This is a genomic window from Novosphingobium profundi (assembly GCF_018491765.1).
Classification (GTDB): Bacteria; Pseudomonadota; Alphaproteobacteria; order Sphingomonadales; family Sphingomonadaceae; genus Novosphingobium; species Novosphingobium profundi.
In genome coordinates this window covers 276,327-299,039 of sequence record NZ_JABWCU010000003.1, presented here as the reverse complement: position 1 = coordinate 299,039, position 22,713 = coordinate 276,327, and the positions used below count along the sequence as shown (strand labels likewise).

Sequence of the window (22,713 nt, the reverse complement as noted above, 5' to 3'; positions counted from 1 at the left end):
CGGCCGGACGTACATTCCGGCCGCCCTTTTTGCTGTTGTCAGGCGATGGCGGGCAGCTTGTCGAGGTACTTGTCGAGCGTGAGCGGATATTCGCGCACGCGCACGCCGGTCGCGTTGTAAAGCGCATTGGCCACGGCCGCGCCCACTCCGCACAGGCCCAGTTCGCCCACGCCCTTCGCCTTCATCGGCGAAGCCACGGGATCAAGCTCCTCAAGGAAGATCACCTCCTGGTGCGGGATGTCGGCGTGGACCGGAACTTCGTAGCCGGCAAGGTCATGGTTGACGAAGAAGCCGTAACGGGTGTCGACCGCGAGCTCCTCGGTCAATGCGGCGCCCACGCCCATCGTCATCGCCCCGATCACCTGGCTACGCGCCGAGACCGGATTGAGGATGCGCCCCGCCTCGCAGCAGGCGAGCATGCGGCGCACCTGCGTCTCGCCGGTATAGGCATCGACGGCCAGTTCCACGAAGTGGCCCGCAAAGGTCGACTGCTGGAACTTCTCGGCCAAGTCGCCGTATTCGATGGATTCGTCGACAACGATCTCGCCCGCGCCCAGCGCATCCGCCAACGGACGGCTCTCGCTTCCCTGGTGCACCGAACCGTCGCTGAAATCGGCCTTGGCCGGATCGAAGCCCAGGCGCGTCGCCACGGTCTCGCGCACTTTCACGCAGGCCGCATAGACGCTCGAGGTCGAATTGGCCGCGCCCCACTGCCCGCCCGATCCGCAGGCGGCGGGATGGTCGGAATCGCCCAGCGTCACCGAAACCGCCTCGAGCGGCAGGCCCAGCATTTCGGCCGCCGTCTGGGCGAGGATCGTGTAAGTGCCGGTGCCGATGTCGGTCATGTCGGTCTCCACGGTGACCTGGCCGTTGCCTGACAGACGCACGCGCGCCGCGGACTTGCGCGGGATCGAGTTGCGAAAGCCTACCGCCATGCCGTGCCCGATCAGCCAGCGTCCCTCGCGCCGTCCGCCCGGCGTCGTGTTGCGCGCGTCCCATCCGAAGGCCTCGGCCCCCCGGCGCAAGCATTCGACCAGCTTGCGGTTGGAGAACTTGCGCTCCGGATTCTCGGGATCGACCTGGGTATCGTTGACGATGCGCAGCTCGACAGGGTCCATGCCGAGCGCCTCGGCCAGTTCGTCCATCGCCCCTTCGAGCGCCATCATGCCTGCCGCCTCGCCCGGCGCGCGCATCGAGGCGCCTTCGGGCAGGTCCAGTTCGGCAAGACGGTGCGCGGTGTAGCGGTTAGGCGCGGCGTAGAGCAGGCGGCTTTGCGACACGCCGTTCTCGATGTCGCCACCGGGCAGGTTGCCCGAGGTACAAACGTGCGAGAAGGCGGTCATGCGCCCGTCCTTGTCCGCCCCGAAACGCAGGCGCTGGATCGTTGCCGGGCGGTGCGTGGTGTTGTTGAAGACGAGCGGGCGCGACAGCATGACCTTGACCGGGCGCTGCGTCCGCTTCGAGCCCAGCGCCGCCAGCACGGCATCGGCGCGCAGGAACAGCTTGGCGCCGAAACCACCGCCGAGATAGGGACAGTCCAGACGCACGTTCTCGGGCTTCAGGCCAAGGACATTGGCGATCGAATCCTTGCCCCAGCTGATCATCTGGTTCGAGGTCCACAAGGTCAGCTTGTCGCCCTGCCAGTGCGCCGTGGTCGCGTGCGGCTCCATCATCGCATGGCTTTCGTCGGGCGTCGTGTAGGTCGCGTCGATGCGCACCGGCGCCTTGGCGTAGGCCGCCTCGAAATCGCCCAGCGCACTGACGTCGGGCCCCTTGTCGCCGTCCTTGGCGAAGGGCGCGGTGTCGGCGATCGACGCCAGATCGTGGTGCCCGGGCGTGCGCGCATAGGAAACCCGCACCCGCGAGGCGGCGGCGCGCGCCTCCTCGAAGCTGCGCGCGACCACCAGCGCGATCGCCTGATGGTAGTGGTGGATCACATCGCCGCCAAACAGCGTTGTGGAATTGCCCAGCCCGAGCGGCAGCGCCTCCATCTCGGTCGTGGTGAGGATCTCGACGACGCCCGGCTGCGCCTTGGCCTCGGCCAAATCGAAGCCGGTCACGCGCCCTTGCGCGATCGCCGAGCCGACGACGAAGCCGTAGAGCGGGTCTTCGACGACATCGTGGCGCTCATAGGCATAGTGGGCGCGGCCGGTGACCTTGAGCGGCCCTTCGATGCGCGGGGTCGGGCGACCGACCACGCGCTGACGGTCGATCGGCGTCTCGCCGACGGGTTCGACGTACTTCATGCGAATTCTCCCCGAGCCTTGGCAAGAACGCCGGCCAGCGTGCGTTCGACGAGGGCGATCTTGAAGGCGTTCTGGTCGGTGGGGCTCGCCCCTTGCGTCAAAGCGCGTGCGGCGGCGGCGGCGTCGGGCAAGGCCGCGTCGGCCGCCTCCACCCGCCAGGGACGCGGAGCAATACCCCCTACGGCGACCCGGCCACGCCCCTCTGCGTCGAGCACGGCCGCCACCGAGACGAGCGCGAAGGCATAGGAGCGCCGGTCGCGCACCTTGTGGTAGAGATGCGTGCCGCCAAGCGGCGCGGGCAGGACGACCGCGGTGATCATCTCACCGGGCTCGAGAGCGGTTTCGATATGCGGGGTATCGCCCCAGAGGCGATGGAATTCGGCAATCGGGATTGTCCGCGCCGAACCGTCCGGACGGACCGTCTCGACCACCGCGTCGAGCACGCGCAGCGCCACTGCCATGTCGCCGGGATAGGTCGCGATGCAGGCCTCGCTCACGCCCACGATGCCGAGCTGGCGGCTCACGCCGCCGCGCGCCGAACAGCCGCTCTCGGGCACCCGCTTGTTGCAGGCCATGTTGGTGTCGTAGAAATAGGGACAACGCGTGCGCTGGAGCAGGTTGCCGCCCGTCGTGGCCTTGTTGCGCAGTTGCCCGGAGGCCCCCGCGACGATCGCGCGGCTGAGCACGCCGTAGTCGCGCTTGACCCGCTCGTGCGCGGCGAGCGCGGTGTTGGTGACGAGCGCGCCGATGCGCAGCCCCCCATCACCCGTCGCCGAAATTTCACCAAGCCCGGTCTGCGTCACGTCGATGAGGTGCGTGGGCGCCTCGATCTCGAGCTTCATGAGGTCGAGCAGGTTCGTTCCACCCGCAATGAACCGGGCGCCCCGGCTCTTCGCGGCGGCAGCCGCGGCTTGCGCCGGGCTGGAGACGCGCTCGAAGGTGAACGGCTTCATGCACTTTCTCCCGCGACCTGCGCCATCGCCTCGGCAATGTTCGAATAGGCCCCGCAGCGGCAGATGTTGCCACTCATGCGCTCGCGCATTTCCATGTTGGAGGCCTGCATTGGTGCGCCCAAGTCCTCGGTCACGTGACTGGGCACCCCGGCCGCGATCTCCTTGAGCACCGCAACCGCCGAGCAGATCTGGCCCGGCGTGCAATAGCCGCACTGGTACCCGTCGTGCTTGACGAAAGCGGCCTGCATCGGATGCATCGCCTCGGGCGTGCCGAGCCCCTCGATGGTGGTGATCGCATCGCCCTCGTGCATGACCGCGAGGGAAAGGCACGAATTGATCCGCTCGCCGTTGACGATCACCGTGCAGGCCCCGCACTGGCCGTGGTCGCAGCCCTTCTTGGTGCCGGTCATGTGCAAGTGCTCGCGCAGCGCGTCGAGCAGCGTGGTGCGCGTATCGAGCGTGAGGTCATGGCCTTCGCCGTTGACCTCGAGCCGAACCGGCATCCGCGACACGGCGATCGCGCCCGCCTTGTTTTCCGCCGCGAAGGCCACGCTGGCCCCGGGCACCGTGCCGGCAGCGAACCCCGCCGCGCCGCTCTGCAGCACCCCGCGCCGGGAAACCGCGAAATAACCGGGCTCATCCATGGGAAGAAACCTTCTCTTGTCCTGTGTGTCGCACCTGGCGCGCCGACTGGCGCATTGCCCAAAACGAGAAAGGGCCCCGAGAACCTTGCCGTTCCGGTGCCCCCATCCCTGTTGAAAGCCCTCAAGGGCGCCTGCGTTCCGCATCGCGCCAAAATCGGGTCGTGATTTTTTCGAAGTGCCTTCAGTTTGCCCGCGCAGCGACGGGGTGTCCACCCCTGCGCGAAAGTTCAATCCTCGATACGAACGGGAATCCCCTTGCTCGCCGGGGTCTTGGCCAATTCGTCATGGTACCACAGCGGCACGAGCGGATTGAGTTCGGGGAAATAGCCGACGACAGTGCCCTTGGGCAGGTCGTAGGCGCGCACCGAGAGGCCCGAGACGCGCCGCTCGACGTTGTCGCCGACTTCGGTCACCAGCGAAACCTCCTGATATTCGCGAAGGCCCAGGCGCGCGATCTCGTCAGGGCTGAGCAGCACGATCATGCGATTACCCTCGAGCCCGCGCAGACGGTCCGAAAAGCCGTAGATCGTGGTGTTGAACTGGTCGTTCGAGCGCAGCGTGACGAGATGCATTCCGCCCGGATTGCCGCGGATGCCACAGGCGTTGAGGACACTGGGTGTGGTGAACTCGGCCTTGCCGCTTTCGGTCTTCCAGATTCGCTCGCGTGCCGCATTGCCGCGGTAAAAGCCGCCCGCCTCGTGCATGCGGCTATCCATGTCGTAGAACTGCTCGGGATACGTACGCGCGATCAGGTCGCGGATGCGGGCATAGTCTCCCCGCCAGGCATCCCACTTCCAGCGCGGATTGGGCGCAAGGGTCGCCTTGGCCATCTCGCAGATGATCGCGGTCTCGCTCATCAGGTGCTCGCTCGCGGGCTTGCGCTTGCCCTTCGAGGCCGAGACGTGGCTGAAGCTGTCCTCCATCGAGACCCACTGGTTGCCCGTCGCCTGGATGTCCTCCTCGGCGCGTACCAGGCATGGCAGCAGCCAGGCTTCCTTGCCGGGCATGCAATGCGTCTTGTTGAGCTTGGTGGCAATGTGGACGGTCAGTTCCATGCCGCGCCAATGCGGGTAGACCCGGTCGTGGTCGGGGATGGCGCGCGCGAGGTTGCCGCCAAGGCCGATGTACCCGGTGTTGGTCCCCGCCAGCAGCGCCTCGAGGAACTCGACGGTGGTATGACCATCCTCTGGCGGGGTTTCGAGCCCCAGTATCTCACGGTATTTCTCGACCGGGGCAAGCGCGACTTTCTCGGTGATCCCAACGGTGCGCTGGCCCTGCACGTTCGAATGGCCACGGATAGGCGAACACCCGGCCCCCTGGCGCCCGATGTTTCCGCCCAGCAGCAGCAGGTTGACCAGCAGGCCGATCGCCTGGTTCCCGTGCACGTGCTGGGTAAGGCCCATGCCGTAGATGCCGATGACCTTGGTGGCATCGGCGTAGATGTCGCCCGCCGCCTCCATCTCGACACGGGTCACCCCGCTCGCTTCCTCGAGTTCCTCCCATGAGGTAGCCGTGAGCCTGGCAAGGAAGGGTTCGAGCCCATGCGTGTGTTGTTCCAGGAACGCGGTGTCGAGAACACGCCGCGCGCCCCGCGCCTTGGCCTGCTCGTCGCGCTCGATTACCCGCTTCATCGTGCCCATCAGCGCCGCGATGTCGCCGCCCGGGCGCACCTGCAGGTAGAGATGACTCATGCGGGTGGCCTTGCCGAAGGTCATCTGCACCGGGCTCTGCGGGCTGCGGAACTCGGTGAGCGCCTTTTCCTTGAGCGGGTTGAAGACCACGATCTTGCAGCCCCGCTTCACCGCCTTCTGGAGCGGATGAAGAATGCGCGGCGAATTGGTGCCGGGATTCTGGCCGAGATAGAAGATCGCATCGCAGTGCTCGAAATCGTCCATCTGGCAGGTACCGACGGGCGATCCGGTCACCTTCTTGAGCCCGACTGACGTCGTCTCGTGGCACATGTTCGAGCTGTCGGGCAGGTTGTTGTTGCCGTACATCCGCGCGTAAAGCGCGTAGAGATAGCTCGGCTCGAGCGCGGCCTTGCCGCTGGCGTAGAAGGTCACCCCCTTAGGATCGAGCGTACGCAGCTTGGCCCCGATTGCCGCAAAAGCCTCGTCCCAGGTCGCCGGAACGTAGTGGTCGCTGGCCGCGTCGTAGCGCATGGGATGGGTCAGCCGCCCTTCCATCTCCAGCTCGTAGTCCGACCAGGTGGCAAGCTCGCTGACGCTGTGCGCGGCGAAGAAATCGGGCGTGCAACGGTCGGTGGTGAGGTCCCAGAGTGTTGCCTTGGCGCCATTCTCGCAGAATTCGAAGGGCTTGGGCTTTTCCGACTTCACCCACGCGCACGAGGTGCACATCGTGCCACCCGGCTTGTTGAGCTGGCGCAGCGTGTCGAGCACCGAGGGGCCCGCCTTCTGCGACTTTTCGATGCGCGAAATGCCCTTGAGCGATCCCCAGCCCCCCGCCGATCCCTTGTAGCTCTGGACCTTGGGGCTCTTGGACATCGACTTTCTCCCGTAATTCCTTGGGCAAAATGCGCAGCGCCCCCTGCTGGTTCCACCTTTCGGCAAGGACCTGCAAGAGGTAACCGTTACAATGGTAGACGCAGTTCCACCCTTGCCGAAAGACGTGAGGGTGGTTTTTTCGGTGCGCAAGACGCGAACCAACCCGCGTCTTGGTGCGTTATCGGGACCGCACCTCCACCGAGGGGGTGTGAGCACCCGATCAGGAAGACCTAGCATGCACGCGTTCGCCTGCCCCAATTGCCAGCGTCCAATCCATTTCGAAGCGCGCCTGTGCCCGCATTGCGGTGCCACGCTCGGCTTCGACCCAATGACCGATGCGTTCCGCTTCCTCGCCGACGAGGCCACCCTCTGGCGCGACGCGCAGGGCGAAACCCGCGACGTGGTGGTCTGCGCCAACAACGACGACCACGCGATCTGCAACTGGCTGGTCGAACCCGACGAACCCAGCCACTTGTGCCGTGCCTGTCGGCACAACCGCACGATCCCCGACCTTGCGGAACCTTCCGTGCCCCCGCGCTGGGCGCGGATCGAGGCGGCCAAGCGGCGCATGATCCACACGCTTCTGAAGCTGCTCCTGCCGCTCGAGACCAAAGCCGAGGAGGCGCCGGGACGCCAGGGCCTCGCCTTCGATTTCCTCTATGATCCCGCAGCGGAGAAGGAGGGCAGGCCGCAAGTCATGACCGGGCACGACTCCGGCCTCATCACGCTGAACCTGATCGAGGCCGACGACGCCGAACGCGAACGCACCCGCGCGGCCATGGGCGAACCCTATCGTACGCTTCTCGGCCATTTCCGGCACGAGGTGGGACACCACTACTGGTCGCGGCTGGTGGAGAACGACCCATCCGCGCTCGCGGAATTCCGCGAGATCTTCGGTGACGAACGCGCCGACTACCAGCAGGCCCTGCAAAACCACTACAACGGCGACTCGAACGTGGTCTGGACCGAAGCCTACGTCAGCTACTACGCGACTTCGCACCCCTGGGAGGACTTCGCCGAGACCTGGGCGCACTACCTGCACATGGTCGACCTGCTCGCGACCGCCGGAAGCCTCGAATTGTCGCTGCAATTGCCCGAAGCCCCCGATAGCGAGGAGATCGAGGTCCGCTTCGATCCCTACACCGCCAGCGCCGCGACGCTTGTTCGCCACATGGAGCCGCTCGCCTTCGCGCTCAACTGCATGAACCGCTCGATGGGCCAGAGCGATGCCTACCCCTTCCGCCTTTCCGACGCGATCGTCGCGAAGCTCGCCTTCATCGCACGTCTCGTCGCCGCCAACCGTCAGGCCACGCCGCCCCTTTCGATGTCCGCGGAGCCCCTGTCGGCCTGATCCCTGTCAGCCTTACCCCTGGCCGCGTGGGCCGTGGCAGGGCCCGCGCGGCGATCAGGGTTTCAGGCCGTAGCGTGCGTAATCGAGCGCCTGCCCCGGCCAAATCCGGTCGAGATAGGCGATCAGGCCAGCGCCGCTGGTATCGCCCATGCGCTCGAGCGCGATGGCACGGAAGTAGAGCGTCGAGGTCTGGTCGGGTGCAAGCGCGAGCGCGGCGTTGGCATCGACCAGGGCCTTGTCGGGCTTGCCCAGTTGCAGCCAGGCGAGCGCGCGGCTGTCGAGCGAGGCGGCCCCCATCCCGGCCTGCTCCACGGCCTTGTCGCAGGTTTCCATCATGGCCTGCGTGCCCACCTTGAACCGCGCGCGGTACCAGCACGAAGCGTTGAGCAGATAGCCCTGATCGGGCCGCTCGGCGATAAGGTCGTCGATCGCGGCGAGCCCTTCCTGCGCACGCCCGCCGAAGCCGAGCGCTTCGGCACGGATCTGCACGTAGGTCGGGTGCTCCTTGCCCATGTCGTCGAACTCGTCGACCAGCGCCAGCGCCTCGTCGGTGTGACCGGTGCGACCCAGCGCCCCGGCGAGAGCCATCGCCGAGCTCTCGGACGGATCGAGTTCGAAAGCCTTGCGGTATTCCTCAAGAGCCCCGTCGAATTGCCCCAGCGACATGCGCAGCGCGCCGCGCATGCGGTAGGTGTCGGCGGCCGGGTCGAGCTCGATCGCCTTGTCGAAATCCTCGAGCGCCCCCTTGAGGTCGGTGGTGCCCCAGCGAAAACGCCCACGATTGAGGTAGGAGGCCGCTTCGTCGGGATCACGCGCGATCGCCTTGGCGTAGGCGGCTTCGTAAGGCGCGATGCGGGCGCGGTACTTGGGGTCACCAAGCTGCCACTGGCGCACCGCCTTGGCGGGCGAGAGCAGGTAGACCGCCGAATTGGCGATGCGCGCGGCCTTGCCCTTCTCGGCCGCGATCGCCGTGCTGGGAACCTCACCGCCCAGCGCCTCGACGCGTTCGCTCACCGTCAAGGTATGGCCCGAGAGCGCCGCCTTGCGAACGAAACGGGTGTTGGCAAACGACATGTCGAGGTCTGCCCGGCCGCGCAGGGCATAGCCCTCCTCATCCTCGGGCAGGAGCACGGTGAGTTCGGTCTGCTGGAGGCTGGCAAAGCCGGTGTCGACCGGCAGGTCGCGCCAGGCCGGGCGCGCGCGGTCGGGGCTGAACGCGACATCCTGGCTCGGCAGATCGCCGAAGTTCTGCCGCTTCAGGGCGCCCTGGCGCTGCCAGCCACTGGTACGGATGCCCTCGACGTCGATCCGGGCAACGCCCCGCTCCTCGTCGAAACTGACGGCACTTGTGGTCACCGCCAGGCCTTCGAGCGTCGAATTGACGAACTGGTCGATGAACTGCTTCTTCTGCTCCTCGCCCATCTGCTTCAGCGCCGATCCAACGTTCACCCCGATCACCCCCGAAAGGTGGGCGCTGGCCCGCACGATCGCCGGAAGATCGACCCCGCCGCGCTCGTCGAACGTAAGCTGGACCTCGGCTTGCGCGACACCCGGCACGCGCGGCGCGACGGCGAGAAGTTCGGCTCCTTCGGCGCGCAGCGGCAGGACGTTGCGGAACGGCGGGGTATCGGCGATGTTCGCCGTGCGCGTGCCCGCCGACGTGCCGTCGAGCCAGTACTCCTTGCCCGCGATCGTCGCGCGCACCAGCACGTGGTCGAAGTCGCCCGGCATCGGCAGCAGCCCGGGAAGCGCATCGCTCATCGTGGAATGGGCGAGAACCGCCTCGCTTTCGATGCCGAGACCGTCGAGCAGGGCCAGCAGCAGCAGGGTCTTGGCCTTGCAGTCGCCATAGCGCAGTTGCCAGGTCTGGTCCGGCGCCTGCGGCACGTAGTTGCCTGTGGCCATGCCGTTGAACTGGTAGCTGACCTTGTCCTGCACCAGTCGCGTCGCCAGCGCCGCGCGGGTCACGGGGTCGCTCGAGGTGGCCTTGATCCGGGCGACCTCGGATGCAAGCGGGCTGCCCGCACCGATCAGCCCCGAGGTCGCGTAGAGCGGCGCGAACGTGCGCGAGATGTCCGCCCAATCGGCGAAGGTGCCCGCCTGCAGGGTCGAGCCGCTACGGTAGCGCAAGGGTGCGTCCTCGGGCATGTCCTCGGGCTTGGCGAGCGGCAGCGCGATCGTCAGGCGATGGTCACCGCCCACGTCCGTCTCCTTGACCGTGACCGCAGCCGGGGACACCTTCCAGCGGACCGGATCGCCCTTCGGCCAGGATACGATCTCGCGCGCGAAACCGGCCTCGAGCGGCGCCGCGATCAGCGCGTTGCTCACCTGCACCTTGCCCTTGAGCGTCGGGTCGTGGATCGTCTGCGTATAGGAAATGCGCAGGATGTCGCCCAGTTGCAGCCCTGGAACAGCCAGCGTCGCGGTCAGCGCGCCATCCAGCGAGCGCTGCTCGAGCTGGGTCTCGCGACGCAGGACGGTATACTTCACCCCGCCGGCCAGCACGTCGATGACCTTGCCTGCGCGCAGAATCTCGACCCGGTGCACGGTAAGGTCGCCCTGCCCCGGCTGCCAGGCCGCGCTGCTGGTCCCCGCCTGCGTCAGCGCCTGCGGTGCGTCGAGCTTGAAGGCCCGGTCGACATATGTCGAAAGCGTGCCGTCCGCGAGCCTCTGCTGCACGTCGTAGAGCGCGAGCGGCGTCTTGGCCGCGGTGTCGATATCGGCCGACTTGTATTCCTCGACCCAGCCCGGCGCGGGCGCATAGAGCACCTCCTCGCCCGCCATGGCCGTGCCCGCCGCCAGCAAGGATGCCCCCGCAAGGCACAGTGAAACGATGCGCATTCTACCCCCTGAAATCTCTCTCGCCCCGTTTCTGGCAACAACACTGTGCCAAGGCAATGGCGCGCGCCGGACCAGGACCATGAAAAACCTGTAAGCCGTGCCCGGGCAAGCGCCCGCCTCCTCTCGCAAAACCCCTCTTCCCCCGCCATGCGAAACCGGCTTAGAGCCTTTTGAGGGATTTGACGGGGAAAGGTTGCGCAAGTGCCGACACATGCGGGCGACTGGATGGATCAGCTCGGCATCGCGAGCGACCTGCTCGCTGCGTTGGCCGCAGGGCTTCTGGTAGGCATCGAGCGCGGCTGGCGCCAGCGCGAGGCGGCCGACGGCATGCGCGTCGCGGGGCTGCGCACGTTCGGCCTGATCGGCGTCGTCGGCGGGCTCGTCGCGCTCGTAACGCAACAGATCTCGGGCGCGCTCGGCGCGATCCTGCTGGCCGGACTGCTTGCACTGCTGCTTGGCGCCTTCTTCCGCTCGCGCCCGAAAGGCCGCGTGGTCGACGCGACCACACCCGTCGCCGCACTTGGCACCGCCGCGCTGGGCATGGTGGCAGGCGCGGGGATGCCCGCCCTCGCCCTCGCGCTGGCGGCCGTCGTCGCGCTGCTGCTCTCGCTGCGCCAGCAAGCCCATGCCACGCTCAAGGCACTCACCCCGCAAGAGTTGCGCGCGCTGGTGCGCTTCGCGGTCATCGCCGTCGCGGTGCTGCCGTTCCTGCCCGATGCCCGGTTCGGCCCTTACGAGGCCTGGAACCCTTTCCAGCTCTGGCTCGTCGTGATCCTCATCACCGGCTTCTCGATCGCGGGCTACATCGCGCGACGCGTGATCGGTGCGAGCGCGGGCACGCTGACGACCGCGGTGATCGGGGGCGCCTATTCCTCGACCGCCGTGACCGCTGCCTTCGCCAGCCAGTTGGGCAAGGGAGGCGAAGGCCCCCTCGCCACGGGTGTCGCGCTCGCTTCCTCGGTCATGTACGTGCGCGTGCTGATTCTGGCTCTGCTGCTGACCCCCGACATCGCGCCGCGTATGGCGTTGCTGCTGGGGCCCGCGCTGGTTACCGCCTGCATCGCCACAGCGCTCGTCTGGCGCCAGGAACGCGCGCTAAGGGGGCAGTCGGAGGCGGCCTCTGGCAAGCCCTTCGAACTCCTCCCCGCGCTGGGTTTCCTTCTCGCCGTCGCCGGAGCCGCGTTGCTGGTGCGCTGGGCTCAGGCCGAATTCGGCGGGGCCGGCGGAGGCTTCTCGCTGTTCCTGGCCGGAAGCTTCGACGTCGACGCCGCGCTCGTCGCCTATTCGACCCTGCCACAGGGCTCGGTCGCCGAGGCCATCGCCGCGCTGGCGCTGGCCGGGACGGTGGCCAGCAACATGGCCTTCAAGACAGGCATCGTCTTCGTCAACGCGGGGCTTGCGGCCGGTCGCCGTGCGGGCCTCGCGCTCACCTCGAGCCTCGTGGTCCTGCTGGTTTCGCTCGCCCTTGCTGCGGTCCCGCTCATCGGCTGATGACGTTTGCGCCCTACAGATCGTCGGGGTCGCCGATCCAGATCGCGTGCGAATCGAGCCGCAGCCGAGTGAGCGCGCGCATCGCCTCGGTCCGTGCCTGCACTTCCATCCGGAAGGCCTCGTGGACCTGACGCTCCCCGAGCAACGCGTCGGAGAGGTCGATCTCGCCCGCCTTGTAGCCCAGCCGCAACTTGGCCAGCGCAGCCATTTGCGCATCGAGGCCGGCGCGTGCGCTGGCCCAGGCGGCATGGCGATAGCGCGCCTCGGACATGTCGGCCTCGGCCATTTCGCGCACGGCGAAGCGGGTGGCCATGGCCTCTGCCCGCGCGGCCCCGGCTTCCGCCTCGGCCTGGTCGGCGAGCGCCGAACGATGCCCGCCGCCCAGTGGCATCGAGAAGAGCAGTCCGGCGCCCCTCTCGTCCCCGCCCCGCTCGGAAAACAACCGCACCCCGACTGAGGGATCCGCCAGCCGATCGGCGCGCACGCGCTCGGCCGAGGCGTCTGCACCGCCGGCCGCCGCCTCGGCCGCCGCGATCTCGTGGCTATGGAGGATCACTTTCTCGCCGAGCGCGGCGATGCCTTCGGCGGGCAATGCGGGCCGAGGCACCGGCGGTGCGCTGTCCGTCAGGGGCAGATCGGGAAACTGCGCCTTCAGGCGCGCGCGGGCAAGCGCCTCGCGCCCCTCGGACTGCTGCGCGCAAAGCCGGGCCAACGCAAGGCTCGCCTCGGCCTGATCGGCCTCGAGCTGCGCGGCGTCGCGCAGTTCGACCCGGCGCCCGACCGCCTTGGCCATCGCTTCGTAGTTCGCCACGGCCTGCCGGTCGATGCGCGCTTCCTCCGCGGCACCCAGCCAGTCCCACCAGCTCTGGTTGAGCAGGGTCGCCGCCTGATGCCGCGCATCCTCGGCGCGGTTCTGCGCCGAAGTCACGCCATAGCGGCCGATCTCCTTGTCGAGCCGCGCCTTGCCGGGCAGGCGGATGGGACGCATCAACTGGGCGTCGAACTCGTCGAAATCGCCCTCGCGCGCCACCGAACGGTTGACGTAGCTGCCACTGAAGGTGACTTCCTGGCTCCCGCTCGAAAGGGCGCGCGCCTGTGCTCGGGCCGCCTCGGTGCGCGCCTGTGCGGCCTGGACCGAGGGGTGCGCGTCGAGCGCGGCCTTGACTTGCGCGGTGGTGGGAAGGCCCGGGTCCGGCACCGTCTGGGCGCGAAGTGGCGAAGTGCCCGCCATCGCCAACGGGGCCACGAGCAAAGCAGCGGCGAGCCTCGACTTACGCATGGGACGCCTCCCCATTGAGTTGGGGATGCGCGCGGTCCCCGCCTTCACGCTCGGCCCGGCTCTCGCCGAAGCGCTCGTAAAGCATCGGCAGCAGCACCAGCGTCAACAGGGTGGAGGTAACCAGCCCGCCGATCACCACAATGGCGAGCGGCTTCTGGATTTCCGAGCCCGGGCCGCTTGCGAATAGCAGCGGCACCAGCCCGAAGGCGGCGATCGTGGCGGTCATCAGCACGGGGCGCAGACGGCGTTCGGCCCCACGCCGGACGGCCTCGGCAAGAGGTAGCCCTTCCTCGCGCAACTGGCGAAAATAGCTGACCATGACGAGCCCGTTGAGCACCGCGATACCGAGCAGCGCGATGAAGCCGACCGAAGCCGGCACCGAGAGGTATTCGCCCGAGAGCGCGAGCGAAATCATGCCTCCCACCATCGCGAAGGGGATCATCGCGAGGATCAGCAACGAGGCCCGTAGCGAGCGCAGCGTCGCGTAGAGCACCACGAAGATCATCGCGAGCGCGATCGGCAGCACCACCATGAGCCGCGCCGAGGCGCGCTGCTGGTTCTCGAACTGCCCGCCCCAGACGATGCGATAGCCCTGCGGCAGGGATACATTGGCCGCGATGTCGGCTTTCGCTTCCTCGACATAGCCGACGAGGTCGCGGCCCGAGACGAAGGCCTGCACCAGCGCGTAGCGCGAGCCGTTCTCGTGTTCGAGCTTGACCGGACCCTCGACCCGCTCGACGCGCGCGACGTCGCTGGCGCGCACGAGTTGCCCGCTTGGCGAGCGGTAGAGCGTATCGGCAAAGCCCTGCGGGGAAAGCGCCTGCCCCTCGCCACGCACGACGATCGGGACCCGCCGCACGCCCTGGGCCACCACGCCCGCGTGCACGCCCTCGACTTGCGCGCGCATGGCGTCCTGCAACGCGCTCACCGGCATGCCCACGCGCCCGGCGGCGACACGGTCGATCGCGACCTGGAGATAGTCGACCCGGTCGTCCGCCACCGTCATCGCCTCGCTGGTCCCCGCGATCTTCTGGAGACGTCCCTGGATACGCGCGGCGATCCGGGAGAGTTCGCCAAGGTCGGGCCCGAAGACCTTGATCGCAAGATCCCCGCGCGAGCCGGTCAGCATTTCCGAGATGCGCATGTCGATCGGCTGGGTGAAACTCGCCTCGATCCCCGGCAGGCTCGCCAGCGCGTCGCGCAAGCGGCCGATCAGCCACGCCTTGTCGGCAACGCGCCACTCGGCGCGCGGCTTGAGCTCGAGGAAGGTATCGGTTTCATTGAGGCTCATCGGGTCGAGGCCGAGCTCGTCCGAGCCGACCCGCGCGATGGCCGAGCGCACCTCGGGCACCTTGGCCAAAATCGCGCGCTGGGCCTTGAGGTCCCCCTCGAGGCTGTGTTCGAGCGCGATCGAAGGCAGCTTGGTCAACTGCACGATCACCGAACCCTCGTCCATCGTGGGCAGGAAGGTCTTGCCGGTCAGCGCATAGGCCCCGCCGGCGATGGCCAGCGACAGGCCGGCCAGTGCATAGACCAGGCGCGGGCGCGCGAAGGCGACCTGCAACACGCTGTGGTAACGCGGCGCGAGCATGCGCATCAGCCAGGGTTCATGTCCAGTTTCATGGCCACCGGCGTCGCCCTTCACCCTGAGCACGAAATAGGAAAGCACCGGAACCAGCGTGAGCGAAAGCACCAGAGCCGAAAGCAGCGCCAGCACGATCGTCAGCGCGACCGGCGCGAAAAGCTTGCCCTCCAGCCCCTGGAGCGTGAGCAGCGGCAGGAACACCAGCGCGATGATCGCCATGCCCGCAGCGACCGGCTTGGCCACTTCGCCTGCCGCGACGAGCACGTTGTGGAGCTTGCCAGCGCCGGCGTGCCGGGGATCGCCGAGACGCTCCACCACGTTCTCCACCACCACCACAGCCCCGTCGACCAGCATGCCCACCGCGATGGCAAGGCCGCCCAGGCTCATCAGGTTGGCGGTCAGCCCGATCGCGCGCATGAAGATGAATGTCAGCAGTGCGGCCATCGGCAGCGCCAGCGCCACGATCAACGAGGCGCGCACGTCACCGAGGAACAGCAGGAGCAGCACGACCACCAGCAAGGTCGCCTCGAGCAGCGCTTCCTCGACCGTGCCCACCGCATGCCCGATGAGATCGGAACGGTCGTAGAAGACGCGCACCTGCATTCCCACGGGAAGGCTGGGTTCGAGCTCCGCGAGCCGCGCCTTGACCCCGTCGACCACTTGCGCCGCGTCCGCGCCGCGAAGGCCGATGACCAGCCCCTCGACGCCCTCGCCCTTGCCGTCGCGCGTCACCGCGCCATAGCGCGTGAGACTGCCGGTGCGCACACGGCCCAGGTCGCCCACGCGCACGATACGCCCACCATCGGCGTGAACGACGACGGCGGCGAGATCGTCGAGGGTCTCGATTGCCCCGGTCGAGCGCACGATGAGCGCCTCCTCGCCGGCGGTGAGACGTCCGGCGCCATCGTTGCGGTTGGACGCCTCGATGGCCTCTGCAAGTTCGGCGACGGTGATCCCCGCGGATGCCAGCGCGGCCATGTCGGGCACGACTTCGAAAGTCTCCACCCGTCCCCCCAGCGCGTTGACGTCGGCGACGCCCGGCACCGTGCGCAGCGCCGGCCGGATCAGCCAGTCGAGCGTGCGACGCTTTTCAGCAAGGCTCTGCGGTCCCTCGATGGTGAACATGTACATGTCCGAGAGCGGCGTCGAGATCGGCGCCATGCCGCCCGAGACGTTCGCCGGCAACTCGGCCATGACGCCATTGAGCCGTTCGGCAACCTGACTGCGCGCCCAGTAGATGTCGGCGCCGTCGTCGAAATCGATGGTGATATCGGCAATCGCGTATTTGGCCACCGAGCGCAGCGTGGCTTGCCGGGGAATGCCCAGCATTTCCATCTCGATGGGGGTTATGACCCGGCTCTCGACCTCTTCGGGGGTCATGCCCGGTGCCTTGAGGATGACTTTCACTTGAGTCGAGCTGATGTCGGGGAAGGCATCGATCGGCAGGCGCAGGAACGACCAGATGCCCAGCCCGGCGAGGCACAGCGCCAGCCCAAGGACGGCCAGGCGCCAGGCCAGCGCGCGTTCGACGAGAGTGCGTAGCATCGGCCTATTGCTCCGCCAGCAGCGACTTGAGTTCGGCGACGCCACTGACGGCAACCTTTTCGCCCGCCCGCAAGCCTGCGGCAATCACCGTGCGCCCTCCCGCCTCGGCCACCACGTCCACGGTTCGGCGCACGAAGCGCCCCTGCTGCGCGACGAAGACGACATCCCGCTCGCCCACGCGCGTTACTGCGGCCGTGGGCACCGACACGCCCGCACGCGGTGCGACAGAGGTGTCACTGACCACCGCCATGACCCCGCGCCCGGGAACCAGTCCCCCGGCCCCATCGAGGCGCGCCTTGGCCACGACCGAACGGGTCACGGGATGGAGCGAGCCACCAACCGTGACGATGCGTCCGGTGATCGCCGGCGCCCCCTCCTGCGGCGCGGCGATCGCCACCTGCATGCCGGGGCGCACCTTGCCCGCGAGCCGTTCGGGAAGCTGGATGTCGAGCGACAGCGCCTCGGTATCCTCGATCACGAAAGGCGCGGTCTCGCCCCCGACGGGCCCGCCGGTTTCGACCGACACGCGCGCAACGCGCCCGGAAATTGGCGCACGCAGGGTGATCGTGCCGTCCCCGCTGGCGCCGGCAAGCGCAAGCAGGCGCCCGCTTTCGGCCACGCTTGCCTGCGACTGGCGCAGGCTTGCGCGCGCCTCGTCGGCGCGGGCCCCGGCGACGACACCCTCGCGAGCGAGAGTATCCAGCCGCCGGGCCCGTTCACCCTGCAGCGCAAGGTTGGCGCGCGCGCGGGCCAGATCGGCGCTGAACTGGATGGCCTGCGCGGCCCGCACGGTCGCCAGCGGCTGACCGCGCGATACGCTCTCGCCTTCGAGCACGAAGAGCCGCGCGACCGTGCCCGCGAACGGCGTGCTCACCGCCACGCGCGCCTCGGGCGGCAACGTGACCTGCCCCGGCACCGAGGCGAGCGGCACCGCATCGGCGGCCGCAGCGGCCTCGGTGCGGATGGCGAGCGCCTTGATTTGCGCCGCGCTGAGAGCACCTCCGGAGTTCCTGGCGCCCGCCGTCCCGGCCGAAGCCCCGCCCGGCTCGTCCGACTTGTCCGCCTCGTCCGACGACGTCGTTGATCCGAGCGCGAACCAGGCGCCGCCCGCGAGGATCAGCGCCAGCGCCGCGAGGCCCGCAAGTGAAGTTCTGTTCATGGCAAGTGGAATGCGCCCCGAACCTGACAGGACCCTGTCAGTTTTCCGCGCTATTGACAGGTTTCGCGCAACCGTGCGGAGTGACCGGACGGACAGGCGAGGCAAAAGGACAGATGCGGTGCGGGTGCTGCTGGTGGAAGACGACGAACAGCTCAGTACGCGCCTTTCCGAGCGCCTGCGTTCGGCCGGCTTTGCGGTCGACCTCGCCCGCTCGCGCGCGGACGGCGAAGCCTGGCCCGACATGGACAAGATCGCGGTGATCATCCTCGACCTCGGGCTGCCCGACGGTTCGGGAATGGACCTGCTCACCCATTGGCGGCGGCGCAAGGTGGCCTGTCCGATCCTGATCCTGACCGCGCGGGGGAGCTGGCAGGACAAAGTCGCAGGGCTCAACGCGGGCGCGGACGACTTCGTGGTCAAGCCGGTGCGCTTCGAGGAGCTTCTCGCCCGGCTCCACGCGCTGATGCGGCGCGAGGGCGGTGCACGCGAGAACTGGATCGAGGATGCCGGGATCCGCATCGACCCGATCGCGCGCGTGGCCGAATGCGAGGGCCAGCCGCTTTCGCTCAGCAAGCAGGAATTTCGCCTGCTCAGCCTGTTCGTGCGACGCGCGGGCCAGGTTCTCTCGCAGGCCGACATTGGCGAGCATCTCTACGACCTTGCCAGCCACTACGATCTCAACGCGGTCGAGGTGCTGGTCTCGCGCCTGCGCCGCAAGATCGGGCGCACCCGCATCCACACCGTGCGCGGGCTCGGCTACAGGTTCGGCGCATGAACCCGCTTTCCGCGCCCCGACAAGCCCGGCGCCGCTGGAGCTGGCGATCGCTGCGCGTGCGCCTGCTCCTTGCCTCGCTGGTGTGGATTTGCCTCGGCATCGCCGGAATCTGGTATTCGGCAACGCGCCTCTTCGCCAAGCACGTCGAGCTCAACTACCACGACGAACTCCAGGTTCACGTCAAGGAACTGGGACGCCTCGTGCGGATCGAACCCGACGGAACCCTGCGGCTTGACCGGCCCTTGTCCGACCCGCGCTTCCAAATCCCGGACGGCGGCTTCTACTGGCAGGTCAGCCTCGAGGGGCATGCCCCCTTACGTTCCGCATCGCTGACGCGCGGCAAGCTGGACGCCGCGATCGCGCACGACAGTTCGATCCACCATCACGTCGAGAACGGACCGACCGGTCCTGCCATCACCTATGGCTTCGTGCGCCACGTCCCCGGCCGCGGCAACGTCCACTACGTCATTGCCACCGATCAGCGCATTCTCGATGAGATCATCGCCAGCTTCGATCGCGAACTGACCTTGTGGCTTGCGCTGCTGGCCGCCCTACTCGCCAGTACCGGGGTACTCTTCGTCACCTTCGGGTTGCGGCCGCTCGACCGGCTGGGCATCGCCAGCGCGCGCCTGCGCGAAGGCAGCGTGGACCGGCTCGCGGGCTCCTATCCCACCGAGATCGCGCCGCTCGTCAGCGACCTCAACATCTATATCGAACACAGCGAGGGCGCGGTCGAGCGGGCACGCCTCGAAGCTGGCAATCTCGCCCATTCACTGCGCACGCCGCTCGCCGTGATCACCGACGAGGCCGAGCGGCTCGCGCTGGCCCCCGACACCGCGCGCGCGGGCCGGACCCTGCTCGAACAGAGCCGCCTCATGGTCCAGCAGATCGAATACCAGCTGGCGCGTGCTCGCGCGATCGCCAGCGCCCGGCGTCCGGGCACGGTCAGCCGGATCGGCGAGGTCATGCCCCCGCTGCTCTCGGCAATGGAGCGCCTGCACCGCGACAAGGCCTTCGTGTTCACCGCAGGCGATGGGGTCGATCCCGCGCTGCCCGTCGACCCGGTGGACTTGTCCGAAGTCGTCGCCATCCTGCTCGACAACGCCGGGAAATGGGCAAGCGGGCGCGTCAGCGTCGAAGTGGAGCAAGCCAAATCCGGCGACCGCGCGGGCCTCGTCGTGCGCATTCTCGACGATGGCCCCGGCCTCGCCCCGGAACGGATCGAGAAAGCCTTCGCCATCGGCTCGCGCTTCGATACGGCCATGCCCGGATCGGGCCTCGGCCTTGCCATCGCCCGCGATATTGCCGAAGCCTATGGCCTTGCACTCGAACTCGGCGCTCGCCCCGATGGCGCGGCCGGGCTTGCGGCCACGCTGACACTTCCCACGAGCCTTGATACGGCCTGACCGCGCTGTGCGCGCACGATGCCGACCTCTCGTCTTGTCGGTCGCAGCCCCTTCGCCTTGATCCGAGGCGCACAGGCCTGCCCGCGCGTGGGCGCGACCGCAGCACCACTCCCCGCGTCGCAACGCCAGGATTCGCCTTCGCAGGTGCAGGAGGACGAAAGCCGCCTTGAAGCCGCGGTTTCGCAGCGGTTAGAGCAAGTAATGCGGCGAAGGCGTGGGCTCACAGTCAACTACTTATTCGCACGCGCACAAGACCAAAGCCCCTTCCACTCGCCAGCTTTCCCACCAAGCGGCCAAACGCGAAAACACGGGCCGCCACCACGGGATCGGTACTAATTCACGGTTTGGGGAGCTTTCATGTTGACGAAGACGCATTTCGCCAGGGCCTTGGCCTGCGGCGTTTCACTGATCGCATTTACAGCCAGTACCGCGCACGCCGACGAAGCGGAGCCAGCTGCTGCGGCCGCGGCGGGCACCACGGGCCTCAACGACATCGTCGTGACCGCCGAGCGCCGCGACGTCAGCCTCCAGCAGGCCCCGCTTTCGGTTTCGGCAATCACCTCCGATGACCTCAAGGCCGGCAACATCACCGACATCACCGGGCTCAACGGCACGGTGCCCGGACTGGTCGTGGCGCGTTCGGGCGGTGGTGAGCGCATCCTCTCGATCCGGGGCGTCGGCTCGGAAACGCCCGAGAACACCAACACCCAGCCCGGTGTCTCCTACCACATCGACGGCGTCTACATCTTCAACTCGATCGCCGCTTCGGCCGCTTTCATCGACGTCGCGCAAGTCGAAGTCCTGCGCGGGCCGCAGGGCACGCTGTTCGGTCAGGGTTCGACCGGCGGCACGATCAACGTGGTGAGCAAGGAGCCCAGCACCGATGCGCTTTCGGGCGAGATCAACGCCGGTATCGGCAACTACGACTACAAGGAGGGCAACGCCGCGCTCAACGTGCCGCTGAGCGACACGCTGGCCGTGCGCGGGGCGTTCCAGTTCACCAAGCACGACGGCTATGCCCATGCGACCGCGGTCGAGGGCGTCGACAAGTACCAGCTCGACAACGAGGACAACACCGGCTGGCGCCTCGGCGCCAAGTGGGCGCCGACCTCGGACCTCTCGATCACGCTGAATACGATCCAGTACACCAGCAACACCAACGGCCCGGCGCAGAAGAACATCCTCGACCCCGAGAGCGATCCGCGCGTGCTGACGCAGGACTATCCGGGTCGCTCGCAGGTCAAGACGCAGCTCTATACCGGCACGATCCGCTACGAGACGCCTTTCGCGGTGATCAAATCGATCACCAGCTACCAGAAACTGCACTCCGAACAGGCCTGGGATTCCGACGGCCTCGATGCCGCCACGTTCTACGACGTGACCTACGACCCCTCGCTCTACTTCGGCTATACCTACGACCACGTGCCACTCTGGCAGTCGGACACCAAGAGCTGGACGCAGGAGGTCAACATGACCTCGAACGGCACCGGCCCGCTCAACTGGGTCGTCGGCGCGGTCTACCTGCATTCGAAGAACGCCCAATACATCAACGAATACAACGCCTCGGACGACAATGGCCTGCGCGCCGCGCTGCCCGAGAACACAGCCTGGGACGATCCCTCGGTCGCAGACCTCAGCTATGCCGAACTCTCCAAGATCACCCGCGAGGACTTCGCGATCTACGGCCAGGCGACGTATGACATCACCTCACAGCTCAAGCTGACCGCGGGTGCGCGCTACAACCACGACAAGGCCTCGGGCATGGGTGACAGCCTGTCGGGTGGCTCGGTCAGCTACACTTCGGGCGCCTACCTCCAGCCTTCCTCGACCGGTTCGCGCACGGCCGACGCCTGGACCGGCAAGGTTGCGCTCAATTACCAGGTCACGCCCGACAACATGGTCTATGCCAGCTGGACGCGCGGCTTCAAGCCGGGCGGCATCAACAGCGCCGCCTCGGCCGGAAGCGGCGGCCTCGCGCTAGGCCTGACCGACTCGATCAAGCCGACTTACGCGGAAGAGACCGTCGATTCCTTCGAGATCGGCACCAAGAACCGCTTCCTGGGCGATACCCTGCAAGTCAACGCCTCAGGCTTCCTCTACCTCTACAAGAACATGCAGTTCCTCGAGGAAGACCCCGTGCTCTACGCCGAAGGCATCAGCAACGCCCCCAAGGCGCGCGTCTACGGCCTCGAACTCGAGACCTCCTACGTTCCCACCGAACACCTGCGCTTCGACGCCTCGGGTTCGTGGCTCGAGGGCACTTTCACCGAGCACTACGAGGCGCTCGACCCGACCAACGCCACCAATGCCCAGAACGCGGCCGGCTATCCCGGCTACTACTTCTGGTCGAACTACTACGACGCCTCGGTCGCCCGCGACGCCGCGCGCGAGGACATCAAGGGCAACCGCGTGCCCAAGCTGCCGCGCTGGCAGGGCCAGGCCGCGATCAGCTGGAACGACCAGGTCGGCCCCGGCGTCCTGAGCGCCCGCGCCCAAGTGATCTACCGAGGCAAGTACCAGTACCGCCTGTTCAACGAAGGCTCGACCGATACCGTGCCCGACTACGCGCAAGTCAATCTCCAGGTGAAGTACGAGCCCGAAAACACGAACACCAACATCACCTTGCGCGTCACCAACCTGTTCAACACCGATGGCGTCAACTCGCGCTTCTCCGATCCTTACGGCAGCGCGCAGGTGTTCGACACCTATATCCCGCCGCGCCAGGCGATCGTATCGTTCGGCTACAAGTTCTGATCGCAGGCCGTGACGCCCGGCCCCGCGCCGGGACTTCTCGCCAGTCGGGCGCGGGGAGCCTTGCTCCTCGCGCCCGATTGCTTTTGGGTGCAGGTGCGGCATACTATGCTGCAACGCGCCATGAACAAGCGCGGACACGGGGAACACGGACGACACGGCCTCACGATCAAGTCTTGAGGC

At 67.6% G+C, this 22,713-nt stretch carries 13 protein-coding genes; 5 read left to right on the top strand and 8 right to left on the bottom strand.

Translation table 11 applies throughout. The features are described from left to right. Positions 1–38 precede the first annotated feature (38 nt). The 4 genes from paoC to HT136_RS03850 all read right to left on the bottom strand — a co-directional run bounded on the left by paoC (position 39) and on the right by HT136_RS03850 (position 6,347). Complete coding sequence (gene paoC / locus HT136_RS03865; protein WP_214198028.1) at positions 39–2,246, bottom strand: aldehyde oxidoreductase molybdenum-binding subunit PaoC; 2,208 nt, start codon at positions 2,244–2,246, stop codon at positions 39–41. After that, positions 2,243–3,199 (bottom strand): FAD binding domain-containing protein, encoded by a 957-nt coding sequence (locus tag HT136_RS03860; protein WP_214198020.1) that lies wholly within the window; start codon positions 3,197–3,199, stop codon positions 2,243–2,245. The genes paoC and HT136_RS03860 overlap by 4 nt, the downstream gene beginning before the upstream one ends. After that, positions 3,196–3,843 carry an aldehyde dehydrogenase iron-sulfur subunit PaoA gene (gene paoA, locus HT136_RS03855; RefSeq protein WP_214198018.1) on the bottom strand — a complete coding sequence of 216 codons (648 nt, stop codon included), beginning with the start codon at positions 3,841–3,843 and terminating at the stop codon, positions 3,196–3,198. The genes HT136_RS03860 and paoA overlap by 4 nt, the downstream gene beginning before the upstream one ends. A 227-nt stretch (positions 3,844–4,070) precedes the next feature. Further along, positions 4,071–6,347 (bottom strand): FdhF/YdeP family oxidoreductase, encoded by a 2,277-nt coding sequence (locus tag HT136_RS03850; RefSeq protein WP_214198016.1) that lies wholly within the window; start codon positions 6,345–6,347, stop codon positions 4,071–4,073. Between the two features lie 235 nt (positions 6,348–6,582). On the opposite strand from HT136_RS03850, the gene HT136_RS03845 reads away from it, so the two are divergent. Continuing rightward, positions 6,583–7,698: a zinc-binding metallopeptidase family protein gene (locus tag HT136_RS03845; RefSeq protein WP_214198014.1), complete on the top strand. Its 1,116-nt coding sequence runs from the start codon at positions 6,583–6,585 to the stop codon at positions 7,696–7,698. 54 nt (positions 7,699–7,752) lie between these two features. Here the strand turns inward: HT136_RS03845 and HT136_RS03840 are convergent, their stop codons facing one another. Continuing rightward, positions 7,753–10,539 carry a DUF3857 domain-containing protein gene (locus tag HT136_RS03840; RefSeq protein WP_214198012.1) on the bottom strand — a complete coding sequence of 929 codons (2,787 nt, stop codon included), beginning with the start codon at positions 10,537–10,539 and terminating at the stop codon, positions 7,753–7,755. 201 nt (positions 10,540–10,740) lie between these two features. On the opposite strand from HT136_RS03840, the gene HT136_RS03835 reads away from it, so the two are divergent. Further along, positions 10,741–12,030 carry an MgtC/SapB family protein gene (locus HT136_RS03835; protein ID WP_214198010.1) on the top strand — a complete coding sequence of 430 codons (1,290 nt, stop codon included), beginning with the start codon at positions 10,741–10,743 and terminating at the stop codon, positions 12,028–12,030. Between the two features lie 13 nt (positions 12,031–12,043). Here the strand turns inward: HT136_RS03835 and HT136_RS03830 are convergent, their stop codons facing one another. The 3 genes from HT136_RS03830 to HT136_RS03820 are packed head-to-tail and all read right to left on the bottom strand — an operon-like array spanning position 12,044 to position 17,598. Further along, positions 12,044–13,309 carry a TolC family protein gene (locus tag HT136_RS03830; RefSeq protein ID WP_214198008.1) on the bottom strand — a complete coding sequence of 422 codons (1,266 nt, stop codon included), beginning with the start codon at positions 13,307–13,309 and terminating at the stop codon, positions 12,044–12,046. Next, positions 13,302–16,439: an efflux RND transporter permease subunit gene (locus HT136_RS03825; RefSeq protein WP_214198006.1), complete on the bottom strand. Its 3,138-nt coding sequence runs from the start codon at positions 16,437–16,439 to the stop codon at positions 13,302–13,304. Before HT136_RS03825 ends, HT136_RS03830 begins: the two co-directional genes overlap by 8 nt. Positions 16,440–16,443: 4 nt before the next feature. Beyond that, positions 16,444–17,598, bottom strand: a complete 1,155-nt coding sequence (locus HT136_RS03820; RefSeq protein WP_214198005.1) for an efflux RND transporter periplasmic adaptor subunit — start codon at positions 17,596–17,598, stop codon at positions 16,444–16,446. 118 nt (positions 17,599–17,716) lie between these two features. Here HT136_RS03820 and HT136_RS03815 point away from each other — a divergent pair, with 118 nt between their 5' ends. The 3 genes from HT136_RS03815 to HT136_RS03805 all read left to right on the top strand — a co-directional run bounded on the left by HT136_RS03815 (position 17,717) and on the right by HT136_RS03805 (position 22,533). Continuing rightward, positions 17,717–18,373: a response regulator transcription factor gene (locus HT136_RS03815; protein ID WP_214198003.1), complete on the top strand. Its 657-nt coding sequence runs from the start codon at positions 17,717–17,719 to the stop codon at positions 18,371–18,373. Next, entirely contained in the window at positions 18,370–19,779 is a 1,410-nt protein-coding gene (locus tag HT136_RS03810) for a sensor histidine kinase (protein WP_214198001.1), read from the top strand. The genes HT136_RS03815 and HT136_RS03810 overlap by 4 nt, the downstream gene beginning before the upstream one ends. A 357-nt stretch (positions 19,780–20,136) precedes the next feature. Further along, positions 20,137–22,533 carry a TonB-dependent receptor gene (locus HT136_RS03805; RefSeq protein WP_214197999.1) on the top strand — a complete coding sequence of 799 codons (2,397 nt, stop codon included), beginning with the start codon at positions 20,137–20,139 and terminating at the stop codon, positions 22,531–22,533. Positions 22,534–22,713 lie beyond the last annotated feature (180 nt).